This window comes from Paenibacillus sp. J22P218 (genome assembly GCF_056269195.1).
On record NZ_JBWDNL010000005.1, the window covers coordinates 455252 to 469469 of the forward strand.

Genomic DNA, 14218 nt, shown 5'->3' on the forward strand with positions numbered 1-14218 from the left:
GCGTTCTCCTCTTCGTTTTTGCTAGAACAGTGACTGTTCGTTCATTTTTTTGGCCATCTGATTTACGCTGATGACGAGTATGAAAGCGACGACTGATTTGAATAAGCCGACGGCCGCCCCGTAGGAGAACATACCGTTCTGCAAGCCATACTTGTACGTGTACGTATCGATGACTTCGGAATATTGCAGTACCGTATTGTTTTGGAGCAAATATTGCTGATCGAACCCGGCATTCAGAATGCCGCCAACCGCTAGGATGGCCAGGATAATGATCGTCGGCCGGATCGACGGAAGCGTAATATGCAGCATTTGCTTCAGCCTGCTCGCTCCGTCCACCTTGGCTACCTCATACAATTCGGGGTTGATCGCCGAGATCGCGGCCAAATACATAATCGCATTGAAGCCCATGTCCTTCCACGTATTCGAGAAGGCGATGATCCACCAGAACAATGGCCCCTTCTGCATGAATTGAATCGGCTCGTCGACGATTCCCAGTCCCGTGAGCAGGTTGTTGATAACACCGCCGGATGACAGCATCGTGACGATAATGTTCGCCGCGATGACCCATGAGATGAAGTGCGGCATGTAGGAGACGGTCTGGAACGTTCGCTTGAACCAGCCGTTGCGCAATTCATTAATCATGAGCGCCAATATAATCGGCATCGGGAATCCGAACAGGAGCGACAGGAAGCTCTGGGCGATCGTATTGCGCATGATTCGAACGAAGTCACCGTTCGTGAAGAAATATTCGAACCATTGCAGCCCGACGAAGTCGGTTGTAAAAAATTGCTTGAAGAACGACCCGCCGCCCGGCTGATAATTAATGAATGCCATATACAGCCCGAACATCGGCACGTAGGAGAACATTAAAGTCAGAATGATCGCCGGCAGCATGAGCACGTACAGCAACCTCTGCTCCTTCAGTCTGCCGAGCAGTCCGCCCCCTTCGGGCTTACGGACGGCAGGTGCGCTGCGCTGGTTAGGTTGCGCTTTCGATAGCATGTTCATCGTGTTGCCTCCCGTAAATTGATTGCGCTTTCTTTGCTTCGTGTCCTCATTATAGGTCCGGTCCTAGAGCCGTTCTATATAAGGATTTAACAATTCGTGCTCCAAAAGCACACACTTCCTCTCCTTCCGTTGTTGAATAACGGCATTGCCGTTACACTGGAGGAAAGAGCATCATTTTCACAGAAAGGCGGTGGCTAGATGTACAGTGTGCTGCTGGTCGACGACGAAGCGATCGAGCTGGAAACGATGGTTCAATACGTTCCTTGGGAGCAAGCGGGTATTCGGGTAGCCGGAACGGCGCGCAACGGCAAGGAGGCGCTCGGCAAGCTCGCGGAGCTCAAGCCCGACATCATCGTTACCGATGTTCGCATGCCGATTATGGACGGTCTTGAATTCGGACGCCGGGCGAAGCAGATCGACAAGAGCGTCAAGCTTATCTACTTAAGCGGTCATAATGAATTTCAATATATTAAGTCGGCGCTTAACATTGAAGCGGCCGGCTACGTGCTGAAGCCGATCGATATGGAGGAACTGCTAGCCCTCCTTGAGAAGGTGAAGAAGAAATGCGACGAGGAGCAGCTTGCCGGGCAAGGCGGCGGATGGCTGCTGGAGAAGCTGCTGCTTCGCATCGTGCGAGAGCCGCTTGCGGAGCGCAGAATCGAATGGACTCGCCAGTGGGAAAGCCAGGCAACGGGCTTCACGGCTCACCTGCCTTACGGCGCTGCCTATATAACGTTCGAGCCGCCAGCTTTCCCGGACGGCATGAGAGCCGCCGTCGCTGCCATTCGCGAGGCCGCTGGCGATACCGACACGGAATCAGCAAATGCAGCCTACGAGCTGGCTTACGATGCGGCTGAATATGCGCGAGCCGTACTTGGGCCCCGCCTCGACGCCTCCATTGTGCTGGAGACCAGCCCGAATACGCTGTTCGTCCTGTTCCAAGGCAAGCCCCAGCAATGGGAGCACGCTTATTGGGAGCTTCTGCGAGAAGAGCTGTCGCGGGCAATCGGCGGCAAGGCAGACTTGTCGATCGGCTTGTCCAGTCCATACAGAGGCTTCAACCTGCTTAAGGAAGCCTACGAGGAGTCGAAGCGTTGCAACGACGAGAAGCTGTATCGGCAAGCAGGCGCCGTCATCAACCCGGGAACGGTGACGCCCGTGAAGCAATCGGAGGAGCTGAGCGCGGAGCATGCCGCCGCCGCTCTCATCGGAGCGATTCAAGCGTCCGATTCGGATCGGACCGGACAGGTGCTGGGCGACTGGTTCGCCGCCATGCGGCAAGAGCGAATCGAGCGCAACTACGCCGTCAGAGCTAATATTCAGCTGCTTACCGCTTTGGAGCAGCACTTCACGACGCTGATGGCCGGAACGTTCCGCGACCATCTGCTAGCCGACCATTGGAAGGAGCTGTCGCAGCTTCCGACGATCGCCCACTTCCATGCCTATACGCTGCGCTTCTGCGGAGAGCTTCTGAAGGCGGCCAGCGAACGCGATCTCGACCGCAATCAATCGGTCGCCGACCAGATCGCGAAGCTCATTGCCGATCGTTATCATCTGCCGATAACGGTCGAGGACATTGCGAAGGAGGTATTCTTGTCGCCGAACTATGTTCGCTCTATTTTCAAGGACAAGACGGGCGAAACGATTCTCGATTACCTGACCCGCATCCGCATGGGGCATGCCTCCGAGCTGCTCAAGGACCGGTCGCTCAAGGTACGCGAGATCGCTCACAAGGTCGGTTACGAGAACGTATCCTATTTCTGCTCGGTGTTCCAGAAGCATAAGGGCAGCACCCCAAACGAATATCGCAAAATGCATCTATAGGCTGGAGTGGAGTGAACGCGCATGAGAAAACTGTCCGGCTGGCTAATAAAGCCGTTATACAACTGGCGGCTCCGCGAGAAGCTGTTCGTCATGTTCCTGCTCGGCGGCATTCTGCCGCTGTTGTTCTTCGTCCTGTATTCCTATACGACGATTCGCGGCGAGCTGTCCGATCAGATGGTGACGAATAGCGCCTCTACCGTGGCACAGATTAATTCGAACCTCGAGAACAAGCTCGACACGTATACGAAGCTGTCCGCCACGTTTTATTTGGACAGCAATATGCGCGCCTATCTGACGAACGACTATTCGAAGGACCCGTCCTTATTCGTCGATGCTTACAAATACATCAATAACTCGTTCGTTAACATGCTGACGACGAATCCGGATATTGATTCCATGACCATCTATATCAACAACGACACCTTGCCTGCGGACGACCTTTTTATCAAAAAAATGGACAAGGCGTTTCGCGAATCGCTTGCCTACAAGTCGCTCAGCGGCAGCTTCGGCAACGTTCGCTTCGTGACGTCGCCCTCCGAGCCGGATAGGCCTCCTATATTCACGCTCTCGCGCATGCTGAATATCAACAGTATGAACAACGCGTACGGCGTACTGACGATTAATATATTGGAATCAGATATTTTCCGGCTTATGGAGAAGGAATCGTCGGACAAGACGGTGCTCATCATTAACGAGCAAGGCATCATCATGTCCGCCAAGGACAAGAGCCTGCTGAATCAGCCGCTCGCCCTGCCGGACTCCTTCCCGGAAGGTAGCGGAGGGAGATTCGACAGTACGTATAACGGCGAGAATGTGCTTGTCGTCTACAACACGACCAAGTACGGATGGAAGAGCGTATCGCTCATCCCTTACAGCAGCTTCCTGTCCAAAGCGAACTTGGCCGCCAAGCGGATCTTTATCTACGCGATCGCCAGCCTTGCCGTTATGGCGCTTCTGATTTATGTTACGGCAAGGCTGTTCACGAAACGGGTAGAAACGCTCGTCGGCATGATGAGGCGCATCGAGAAGGAAGAATTCGAGCTCGCCGACGTCCGGCCGCTCGGCCGCGACGAGATCGGCCAGATCGGCAATGCGCTGCGCAAGATGGGCCAGCGGCTAAGCTCGCTCATCTCCGACGTCTACAAGAAGGAGATCGACAAGCGGGAAGCGGAGCTGAACGTGCTGCAAGCGCAGATTAATCCTCATTTTCTGTACAACTCGCTCGCGTCCATCTCGTCTCTCGCCATCCGCAACGCAGACCCGCGCATGAACAAGATGGTGACCGATCTGGCGAAGTTTTACCGCATTTCATTGAACAAAGGCAAGAACACGTTATCCATTCACGAAGAGCTACAGTTGACCCGTTATTATATTTCAATCCAGCAAGTGCGATTCGGCAACCTGCTTCGCGTTCACTTCGACATCGATGAAGCGGTGCTGCCTTGTCCGATCATTAAGCTCACCCTTCAGCCCTTCGTCGAAAATTGCATCAATCATGCGATATGGGATCATGAGCTTGGCGTGAACATTACGATCCGCGCCTGCCGCGACGGCGGCGATATCGTGCTGAAAGTGATCGACGACGGCATGGGCATGCGCCTTCGAGGCGATAGCGAGCTGCCGCAAAGCGGCGACAAGCTGTCCGGCTACGGCATTCGTAACGTCGACAACCGGATCAAGCTGCTGTATGGCGAATCCTACGGCGTCTCGATCTACAGCAGACTCGGCATCGGGACGACCGTGATGATTCGTATTCCGGGCAGATGAGCAATAAGCAGAGAAGTTAAGTTGTGCAAGTCCCATAGGCTCCCTTTACGGTAGACAGGTGAAATCAATAAACCTGTGTGCTGCAAGGGGAGCTTTTTGATGGTGAGAAATCCTCTATCGAGGCCTATTCAGGATGATCGACCGCGTTTAGAGGTAGGATTTATCGCCAAATAGAATTTCAGATTCCTGTACCTCGAAAACCTATAAATTCTATTGTGGGCAAACAACCATTTTTCAAGCAAAGTATTTTATTTAAAATACTACATTGACAGTCATGGTAGTATGCCGTATTATACAGACATGGAGGTTGATTACATGAGCGAGAACAAAATAACATCCGACTTGCTGCGAGGACATACCGATACGATGATTTTACGGCTCTTATCCGAAGCTGACCGCTACGGTTACGAGATTGTAAAGCTGATTGCAGAACGTTCGGACGGCGAGTATGAATTAAAGGAAGCCACCATGTACTCGAGCGTCCGGCGGCTTGAAGCCGACGGTGATATCGAGTGGTATTGGGGCGATGAATCACAGGGCGGCCGGCGTAAATATTTTAGGATTACCGAAAAAGGCAAAGGTGCTTACGTCCGCAACAAAAGCAATTGGGAGTATGCGAAGCGTGTGCTCGAAAACTTACTATAGGGGGATTGAATGTTATGAATGAAAAGTTGACTAGCTACTTGAACGGCGTTTTCGCACCTTACGATGGGGTTAAAAGCGTCACCGAATTAAAGGCCGACCTGCACTCCGATTTGCAGGAGCGCTTCCGCGATCTCAAAGCCGAGGGCAAGGACGATGAAACGGCTTTTGAGATGACCGTTGACAGCATAGGCGACATCGAGCAGACGGTACTGGAGGTCGCTAACCTCTCCCGCTCGCTGGAGCGGCAGGTCGTGACGAACTTTAACGCGAGCGACCTGTCAGAGAGCGATTTTGCCGGCGTTACGGCCCATAAAGGACAATTTAACGCTAGCGCGTTACGCGGTGCCTACTTTGCGGGCGCAGACTTGACCGGCAGCTCGTTCAAGGCCAGCGACGTACGCGAAGCCAATTTTGACGGCGCGAATCTGACGGACTGCAGCCTATCCGTCGTTGACCTTGCGAATGCAAGCTTCAATAAATCGATCCTTGTACGCACCAACTTCAGCAAGTCGGGAATGGAAGGAGCAACATTCACGGGCGTCAAACTGACCGACGTTACGCTAAGCATGATCGACCTTAGAAAAACGATCTTTGAGGGTTGTTCCTTTGACGGCGTGGACTTCGAAAAATCCGACCTTAGCGGGCTGTGTTTTGACGGTCAGACCTTTACCGGCGTTAAATTTGACAAGTCGGCAGTAAACGACGTCTCGTTTAGAGGCGCTACACTCAAGAATGTATCTTTTCAGGCGTATTTCTCGTTGACCAATAAGTATTACCGTACCATCAAAACAATCTGCTTTGACGGTGCATTGATGGATAAACTGACCTACGCCGGGCTTAAAGGCATGGGAGCCGATTTATCGAAGGTTACCATAATTAAATAAGGAGGGGTTCCTATGCTAACGAAGTCGATTCAAGTGACTGGACTGCAAAAGTCCTACAAGCAGCTTCATGTGCTAAAGGGCGTAGATTTCGAGGTGGAAAAGGGCAGCATCTTCGCCCTGCTCGGCTCCAACGGGGCTGGCAAGACAACGGTTGTCAAAATCCTTACCACGCTGCTCAAACAAGACGGCGGCACCGCCACCGTGGGCGGATTCGATGTTGCGTCAAAGCCTGACCATGTGAAGCAGGCGATCAGTCTGACCGGACAATTCGCCGCCGTAGACGAAATATTGACCGGTCGGGAAAATCTGATCATGATTGCCAAGCTGCGACACCTCAAAAATCCGCGTCAGATTGCGGACGACTTGCTTCAACGCTTCGGCTTGACGGAAGCCGCCGACCGCAGGGCATCCACTTATTCAGGCGGCATGCGCCGCAGGCTCGACATCGCCTTGAGCCTTGTCGGCAAACCGCAGATCATATTCCTCGACGAACCGACCACCGGGCTTGATCCCGAGGCGCGCATCGAGGTTTGGAAGGTAGTCAAGGAGCTTGCCGACGGCGGCACGACGGTCCTTCTGACGACGCAGTATTTGGAGGAAGCCGAGCAGCTTGCCGACCGAATCGCCATTCTGCACGAGGGCAGAATCATCGCCAACGGCACGCTCTCGGATCTTAAAAAGTTGTTCCCGTCCGCAAAGGTGGAGTATGTCGAGAAACAGCCGACCTTGGAGGAAATCTTCCTCGCGATCATCGGCAACAAGGAGGGAAAGTAAATGGAGCGGATAGAGAAACATTTTTTCAGTGATATGGGTGTTATGCTTGGAAGATCCATGCGCCATATTACCCGCAGTATGGATACCATCGTTACGGTCTGCATCACTCCGATTGCAATGATGCTGCTGTTCGTCTATGTGTTCGGCGGCGCAATCCAAACCGGTACGGATAACTATGTGAACTACCTGTTGCCAGGCATCCTGCTGATTGCGATTGCTAGCGGTATATCCTATACGGCTTACCGCCTGTTTTTGGATAAGCAACGAGGCATATTCGAGCGATTTCACACTATGCCGATTTCACGCTCTACCTTACTGTGGGGGCATGTGCTGACCTCACTGGTATCCAACGCCATCTCGGTTGTCGTCATCATTCTCGTAGCGTTGATTATGGGCTTCCGTTCGCCGGCAGGGATATTGCCGTGGCTTGCAGTGGCCGGCATCCTCATGCTGTTTACGCTGGCATTAACTTGGGTCGCAGCAATTGCCGGACTGACCGCTAATTCGGTGGAGGGCGCAAGCGCCTTTTCCTATCCGATCATCTTCCTGCCATTCATCAGCTCGGCGTTCGTGCCGACCGATTCGATGCCTTCAGTCGTTCGCGCCTTTGCCGAGAACCAGCCGGTAACCTCGATCGTGGAAGCCATCCGTGCGCTGCTGTCGGATCAGCCGGTAGGCAATGATATTTGGATCGCTCTTGCATGGTGCGTCGGCATATTGCTCGTAGCTTATTTCTTCGCAATGAGGGTGTACAAAAACAGGGTATAAAAAAGGCCAGACGTTATAAAAATATGATTTACAGCTACTAACTATCGCAGTATATCTATGCAATATGACAAAGGAACCGCCTATAGCGGTTCCTTGTCAGTCCCAACATTATTTTAGCAACTCGTCAACTTTGGCTCTCATTGAGGATATTGTCGTTTTTTTATATTGGAGTCCCAATCGGAGAACTTTGATTTGCTGCGACCGGGATAAGTTTTTGAAACGAGGATCTTGTTTGAGAAATCTTTTTATAATCGACCAGCTGCTTCCAACGAACCGTTCGGGTTTAATGTGGGGAACTTGATCAAGCAGCTTTTGCTTCCGGAAGTGTTGCATAAACGGGAATAGCCTTGAGGATACCTTGCTTTCATCAACCAGACATGCCGCGGTCATTTTTTTCGTATGCTTTTTGAGGTAATCCAAGTTGCTGTGCCCGCTTACTACAATATACCCGCCTTCTGATTTGCTTTTGCGAACAATGAGCATGTGCATGCAATCCTGGGCTGTTTTACGCAATTCCTTGATCCGCCGAGTAAGCTTGGACGAGATGCCGCCTTCTTTTATTCGGTTGAGAGGTATATACCTTACTGTATATCTCATAGGGTAAATTCGCCTCCTTTTTAACATTTATGTAGCTTATGCCGATCCTTCGCTTTCGAACACTCTATCTTACACTCCCCTTTGCTTAGCATCAGACTAAATCCGGCTTATTCAACCATTGGATTTGAACGATCTTGCGGACTGTATGGACCTTATCCGTAAATCTGTCACAAAAGCATTTTGTTCCTATTAGCGTCGCCTAAGTACGTAACCAGGTTTCGCATACTAAAATAGGCCAACCAGTAAAAACTGGTTGGCCCATTCTAACGAAGGATTTCATCTCGATACTTTGTACAGCTTCGATTGCGCGCCTTCTAAGCTGACTTCAAGCGTTCCCTTCGCTTCCAGCTTCGCGCCTGTCCACGCATCCGTCAACTGCAGCTTCGCCGCCAACTTAACGCCGAGCGCGCGCGTCAGATCAATGGACTTCACTGCCGCTTCGTTCGTGTAGTTGAAGATTGCGATATAGGATTCGTCCTTATCCTTCATGACGAATACGTCCGCTGCTGCCGAGCCCGTATTGCCTTCGACCGGCTGGAATGCCTTGCCGATCGTCGCGATGTCGTTCACGCGCTTGTTCGTAAGCAGCGACTTCATAAGCTGCTGCGCGTTCGGATCGTTAACGTCGTCCGAGCTCATGAAGACCGTTCCCGAGATCGCCGCGGCGTTTACTCTCGTCTGCGCGGCGTTATACGAACCGCCTTTCACAAGCGTCATATAATCCGGATCGGTGTAGCTGTAGATCGTATCGTTCTGCCACCAGCCGTACGTCAGGTTGTTCAACTGATATTCGGTGCGGCCAAGCGATCCGTCTATGTCGCAGGATATGCGTCTCGCATGGGCGTATTGGCTAGGGAACAGAGGCGCGATCGACGCGCTGATGAACATGCGGCCTCCGAGCACTTTGTTGATGTGCGCCATGCCTTGATTGTACGCTTGAATACCGGTCTGCGCCTTCGGATCGTAGTGCTGCCCTTCGAACGAGCCATGGCTCAGGAAGTCGATCTTAATGTATTCGAAGCCGTAATCGATAAACTTTTTGAAAACATATTCGACGCGCAGCTTCGAGCCCGGATGCGTCGGATCGATGGCATAAGCGCCGTCAACCTTCGGCAGCGGATTGCCGTTCGCATCCCGGAGGATGATGTCGCCATACGTATACTTGCCGTCCGTTCCTTCGACCGGCTGCGCCATATTGTCGCCCCAATAAACGAACGGTCCATAATAGATGCCGGCCTTCTGACCGTTCTTGCGGATCACCTTAACCGCGTCGCGCAGTTGTTGCTCGGTCAGGTTGTCCCAATACGAATCCATGTTAATATAGACTGTTCCTTTGTTCGAGAACGACTTCTGCAGATTGGCCTTGAAGAAGTTCGATACGCTGACGACCTTATCGTAGCTAAGCGAGCTTTCGTACGCGCCCCAGCTATTCCAGCCGACCGGTACGCCCGATGGAACGCCGCGGTCGAACTTCAGCGGTGGCGCTACTGCCGCATTCGCCTGCCCATAACTCGTCAGTCCGCTGCGATAATCGCTGTAATAACCGACCGCGATCTGCGGCGACGTTATCGTCTTGCCCGACACTTGGCCATGCGGCAGCGTGTCGTGGGTAGAAGTCTGCGAAGTAAATCCGCCGTATACCTTCAGCTTGTTCAAACGATCATTCGACCCGCTCCAGTAAATGCCGGTCTTCCACGTATCATGCGTCACCGAGCCGATAACGAGACCTCCGCGGCTGACGTTGTCATAGATCGCCGTCATCTCCGAGCTTACGTAATTGTTGTTATTCAACGGCGTATTGATCGTCCGCGCTTGGTAACGGGACCACATATCGTTGTCGAAAGGCGTGATGAGCACGCGGTTGTCGCCATAGCTGCCGATGTCCACGCCGCCCTTCGCGTTAACAACGATTGGCGCTATATCACTAGCGCTTACCGTCGTACCGCTGACAATCTGCTGCGATACGAGAAAATAAGGCTGATCCTCGTACAGCTGATACGTCTGCTTCATCGTCGGCAGTCCTTCGCTGCGGTTCTCTACCGTGATGCGAATGCCTTTGCCGTGTCCATCCTTGATCTTCGCGACCTCGCTAAGCTTGAAGCGATGCTCGCCGTACTTGCGGCTGTCGAGCAGTTGTTCATTCAGTTGCGCGGTTGCATAAGCGCCCTTAACGAGCGTCTTGCCTCCCCATGCATAAGCGGATAAGCCCGAGTCCGTATTGTACGTGATGCTGTACGACTTGGTCGAGAACACAGCTCCTTTCTCATGGGCGCTCACTTTAATCGATCCATGCTTTGCCGAACCGATGACAGCGCCGATGAGTCCGATATCGTCGATCGGTCCCGGATCCTCTCCCGAGCCGCCCGCCTTCGCGAGCTCGATCTTGTCGATGTCCGGCGACCAGCCGCCGTCGTCATCGAACGTGATCGTATTCATGCCGGCCTGCAGCTCCACTTCGACGGTAAATACGCCAAGCGTGTCCCAATCCGCGGTCTTCGGCAGCGCATAGTTCTCGGACTGTCCTTCGTTCACCTTGATGGACACCGGACGAGGATCGCCCGATACGTACGAGACGCTGAGCGTATAGATGCCAGCTTCCTCTGCGGCTATATCTCGGAACTGCAATGTCGATCCGCCCCATAGATTGCCTACCTTAAGGCCTCCCGAACAGCCGGTAGCAGGTTGACAGCCGGATACTGCGGCGTTGCCCGTCCGCACGTTCACGGCAGCTTCCGCTTCGTAACCGGTGGCCGGTCCACCAGGCTCGCCCGTGCCGGATTCGCTGAGCACGATTCGATCGATATCCGGCGAGTAACCGCCCTCGTCATCGAAACGAATCGTATTGCTGCCCGCCTGAAGCTCAATCTCGATCGCATACGTGCCAAGCGTCTCCCAATCCGCCGTGCGCGGGAGATCGTAATGATCGCCTGCACCGCCGTTCACGCTGACGGCGAACGACCTCGGATCGCCCGAGATGTAATGCACCGTCATCGTATAGATACCTGCTTCCTCCACCGTAATGCCGTTCATCGTTACCGACGAGCTGTCCCATAGCCCTCCAACGACCCCGCCGCCCGAACATCCGGTAGCTTCCGCACATGTTTTGCGCTCCGCTCTCCCGGACAGCACATTGCCTTCCGCCTCTGCTTCGAACGAGTAACCATCAGTAGCCAGCGCAGCCGACAAGTCTTGCGTTTCCTCGGCTGTCGGAGCAGCAGCTTCAACGTTCGAATCGGCACTCTTCCACGGAGACAGATACACGGTCTGCATAAGCAATACAGCCGCGAGCAGTACGAGCCAGCCTCGCGTGAAACGCACCTTATCGTTCTTAACCATTCATCATTTCCTCCTATTCGCCGCGTTAATTGGTAAAGCGCTTTCAATCGCACTTCCAATGTAAAACAGCGGACAGGCCCGAACAATCCCAATATTTAACGATCAGTAACTCAAACCGCCTTATTTGGGGGCAATACTTCGAATGCCCCACACTCAGCACAACATCCATTTAGTCGATCTTTGCTGCCATATCCATAACGACGTTAAGTCCGCCATCCACTCTGCGGCTTACTCCAGCTTCAAGCGGCAGCTTAACGACTTGACCGCCGTATCGTACGCTCACCTCGCATGCTTGGTTTGCCGTAAGGACAGCCTCCGTGAGGCTGCCGTTCTCCCAAGCCGCATTCACCTCTACACCGCCCTTAGCACGTAGACCGCGATAGGAGCCGTTAGCCCAGTCTTGAGGAAGCGCCGGCAGCAGATGAACCTCGCCCTTATGGCTTTGCAGCAGCATATCGGCGATTGCGGCCGTGCCGCCGAAGTTGCCGTCGATGACGAAGATATTCGTCTCCGCCCCGGCCACGCCCGGCTTCGAGTACGAGAGCAGATTGTCGAAGCATAGCTCGCCGATCAGATGGCGGACATGACTCGCGGCGCGATCGCCGTCATGCAGACGCGAGAAGCCAGACGCGAACAATGCCGCCGTGAACTCGATATCCTCCAGCTCTCCTTGCTGCATACGCCCGATCAGCGTGTTGCGGGTAGCGTCAGCAAGCTCAGGCGTCTGAAGCGGATCGATCTGGCTTCCCGGAAACAAGCCGTACAGATGAGATAAGTGACGATGCTCCGGTTGCGCTTCCTCGTAGTCTTCCAGCCATTCCTGCAGTTGTCCCCGCTTGCCGATCATAAGAGGCGGCAGCTGGCGGATTGCTTCCCGCAGTTGCGTGCGAAGCTCAGCATCGACTTGCAGGAGCTCTGCTGATTCCAGACAAAAGACGAACAGGTCATGCACCAGCATTTGATCCATTGTGCTGCCCATCGACAGCTGCTGCGCTCCATTCTCCTGCGCGCCCGGGTAGAAGCTGTTCTCCGGCGAATTCGACGGCCCGGTTACGAGCCAGCCATACTCGGGATGCACGATCATATAGTCGAGGAAAAATAGAGCCGCCTGCTTCATGACCGGATAAGCCTGCCGAGCGAGAAACGTGCGATCCTGTCCGTACTCGTAATGCTCCTTCATGTGCATCGCAATCCAGAGGCCGCCGGTTACGTTAAGCCCCCACGACGTTTCCCAGCCTGGAGACGCGAAGCCCCACGCATTCGAGAACACATGCGCGACCCAGCCCTCGGCGCCATAGAAATCTTCTGCCGCTGCCCGTCCCGCCACCGACAGACGTTCGATATAATTCATCAACGGAACATGGCATTCGGCCAGGTTGCTTATTTCTGTCGGATAATAGTTCATCTGCGTATTTACGTCGAGGTGATAGTCGCAGCTCCATGCCATACGATTCGCTTCCCCGTCGTTCCAAATGCCTTGAAGATTAAGCGGCAGCCGCGAATCTTCGCGTGATCCCGATATCGTCAAGTAACGCCCGTATTGATAGAACAGCGCAATAAGCGCCAGGTCGTCCGTCTTCCCGTTCCGCAGCCGTCGAACACGCTCGTCGGTAGGCAGCGCGGAAGCCTCTTTTGATCCGCCAAGCTCCAAGCTTACGCGTCCGTATAGCGCCTGATAGTCGGCAATATGTCTTTCCTTTAGCTTATCGAAGCCTAAATGTATCGCGGCATCGACCTTCTCCTCGCTTTCCTTGAGCCAGCCTTCATCGCCATCGCGTCCATAATCCGTTGCCACCGCAAAATAAATGACCGCCGCATCGGCCTCCTCCACTGTCAATTGCCCGTCTTCGCTGCGCAGCCTTCCTCCTTCGATGGCAACTTTCACCAACCCTTGCGCCAATACGCCGCATGTTCCGTCGCTATGAATATTTTCCGTCGCTTGGGAGCGAAACCCAATGTTCTCTCCATCTTCGCCGCTCCACACCGCGAATGTATCCGACCGTCCCTGTAACCGCAAAGTAAAGGAAACGCTTGCCTTCCGCTCACCTGTGATTCGTGCAGCTACGAGGCCATCGGCATGGGAAGCGATATATTCGCGTTGTATCGGCACACCATCCTGGTCTCGATAGGTTACAGCAGCAACCGCCGTATCCAGGTCCAACTCTCTTACTACGTCCTCGCCCTCATGCCCATAAGTAATGAGGACGTCACACAGCGACAAGTTGGTTCCGAAGTTTCCTTTCTTCGGCTGCAGCGTCTCCTTGGCCAGCTTGTCTCCTTCGACGTAATCGCCGCGAAAGAAGGCTTCCCTCATCTGAGACAGCCTTCCTTTGGCGTCCGGCGTGCCGCCGAAACGCTCGCTTTTGCCCGACCAGAACGTGATCTCCGTCATATTCCACGTTTCGCTGCCAATTCCGCCGTGCAAAACAGCTCCTAGTTGTCCATTGCCAAGCGGCAGCCCTTGCGACCAGCCTGTTGCCGGCCCGTTGTATCGTAATTTCATAACTCGTATCCCCTCACTCATTTGATTGATTGTCCTTTGCCATGAATCAGCCACTATCGTAAAATTCGCCATTATTGTACCATTGAATAACGAATCCGTATTTGACCACCCA

General features: G+C 53.5%; 9 protein-coding genes. 6 read left to right on the plus strand and 3 right to left on the minus strand.

What is annotated here, in order from left to right; translation table 11 throughout:
• Positions 1–21: 21 nt before the first annotated feature.
• Positions 22–1008, minus strand: a complete 987-nt coding sequence (locus AC0YN0_RS23090) for an ABC transporter permease (protein WP_337100160.1) — start codon at positions 1006–1008, stop codon at positions 22–24.
• A 198-nt stretch (positions 1009–1206) separates the two neighbouring features.
• Here AC0YN0_RS23090 and AC0YN0_RS23095 point away from each other — a divergent pair, with 198 nt between their 5' ends.
• The 6 genes from AC0YN0_RS23095 to AC0YN0_RS23120 all read left to right on the plus strand — a co-directional run bounded on the left by AC0YN0_RS23095 (position 1207) and on the right by AC0YN0_RS23120 (position 7670).
• Positions 1207–2832 (plus strand): response regulator, encoded by a 1626-nt coding sequence (locus AC0YN0_RS23095; RefSeq protein ID WP_475823373.1) that lies wholly within the window; start codon positions 1207–1209, stop codon positions 2830–2832.
• 21 nt (positions 2833–2853) lie between these two features.
• Positions 2854–4599 carry a sensor histidine kinase gene (locus AC0YN0_RS23100; protein ID WP_475823374.1) on the plus strand — a complete coding sequence of 582 codons (1746 nt, stop codon included), beginning with the start codon at positions 2854–2856 and terminating at the stop codon, positions 4597–4599.
• A 315-nt stretch (positions 4600–4914) separates the two neighbouring features.
• A complete protein-coding gene (locus AC0YN0_RS23105) occupies positions 4915–5244 on the plus strand; it encodes a PadR family transcriptional regulator (RefSeq protein ID WP_442048704.1) in 330 nt (109 codons plus the stop codon).
• Between the two features lie 14 nt (positions 5245–5258).
• The gene (locus tag AC0YN0_RS23110; protein WP_475823375.1) at positions 5259–6128 is read left to right on the plus strand and encodes a pentapeptide repeat-containing protein; all 870 of its coding nucleotides are present in this window, start codon (positions 5259–5261) and stop codon (positions 6126–6128) included.
• Between the two features lie 12 nt (positions 6129–6140).
• Positions 6141–6902: an ABC transporter ATP-binding protein gene (locus AC0YN0_RS23115; RefSeq protein WP_475823376.1), complete on the plus strand. Its 762-nt coding sequence runs from the start codon at positions 6141–6143 to the stop codon at positions 6900–6902.
• Complete coding sequence (locus AC0YN0_RS23120; RefSeq protein ID WP_475823377.1) at positions 6903–7670, plus strand: ABC transporter permease; 768 nt, start codon at positions 6903–6905, stop codon at positions 7668–7670.
• Between the two features lie 873 nt (positions 7671–8543).
• On the opposite strand, the gene AC0YN0_RS23125 is transcribed toward AC0YN0_RS23120, so the two are convergent.
• Complete coding sequence (locus tag AC0YN0_RS23125; RefSeq protein ID WP_475823378.1) at positions 8544–11603, minus strand: CBM35 domain-containing protein; 3060 nt, start codon at positions 11601–11603, stop codon at positions 8544–8546.
• Positions 11604–11772: 169 nt separating this feature from the next.
• Positions 11773–14106, minus strand: a complete 2334-nt coding sequence (locus AC0YN0_RS23130) for a glycoside hydrolase family 95 protein (RefSeq protein ID WP_475823379.1) — start codon at positions 14104–14106, stop codon at positions 11773–11775.
• Positions 14107–14218 lie beyond the last annotated feature (112 nt).

What these genes read in the sequence shown, in the direction of transcription:
- AC0YN0_RS23090 (WP_337100160.1), bottom strand. Translation starts at nt 1,008, where the DNA reads ATGAACATGCTATCGAAAGCGCAACCTAACCAGCGCAGCGCACCTGCC.
- AC0YN0_RS23095 (WP_475823373.1), top strand. Translation starts at nt 1,207, where the DNA reads ATGTACAGTGTGCTGCTGGTCGACGACGAAGCGATCGAGCTGGAAACG.
- AC0YN0_RS23100 (WP_475823374.1), top strand. Translation starts at nt 2,854, where the DNA reads ATGAGAAAACTGTCCGGCTGGCTAATAAAGCCGTTATACAACTGGCGG.
- AC0YN0_RS23105 (WP_442048704.1), top strand. Translation starts at nt 4,915, where the DNA reads ATGAGCGAGAACAAAATAACATCCGACTTGCTGCGAGGACATACCGAT.
- AC0YN0_RS23110 (WP_475823375.1), top strand. Translation starts at nt 5,259, where the DNA reads ATGAATGAAAAGTTGACTAGCTACTTGAACGGCGTTTTCGCACCTTAC.
- AC0YN0_RS23115 (WP_475823376.1), top strand. Translation starts at nt 6,141, where the DNA reads ATGCTAACGAAGTCGATTCAAGTGACTGGACTGCAAAAGTCCTACAAG.
- AC0YN0_RS23120 (WP_475823377.1), top strand. Translation starts at nt 6,903, where the DNA reads ATGGAGCGGATAGAGAAACATTTTTTCAGTGATATGGGTGTTATGCTT.
- AC0YN0_RS23125 (WP_475823378.1), bottom strand. Translation starts at nt 11,603, where the DNA reads ATGGTTAAGAACGATAAGGTGCGTTTCACGCGAGGCTGGCTCGTACTG.
- AC0YN0_RS23130 (WP_475823379.1), bottom strand. Translation starts at nt 14,106, where the DNA reads ATGAAATTACGATACAACGGGCCGGCAACAGGCTGGTCGCAAGGGCTG.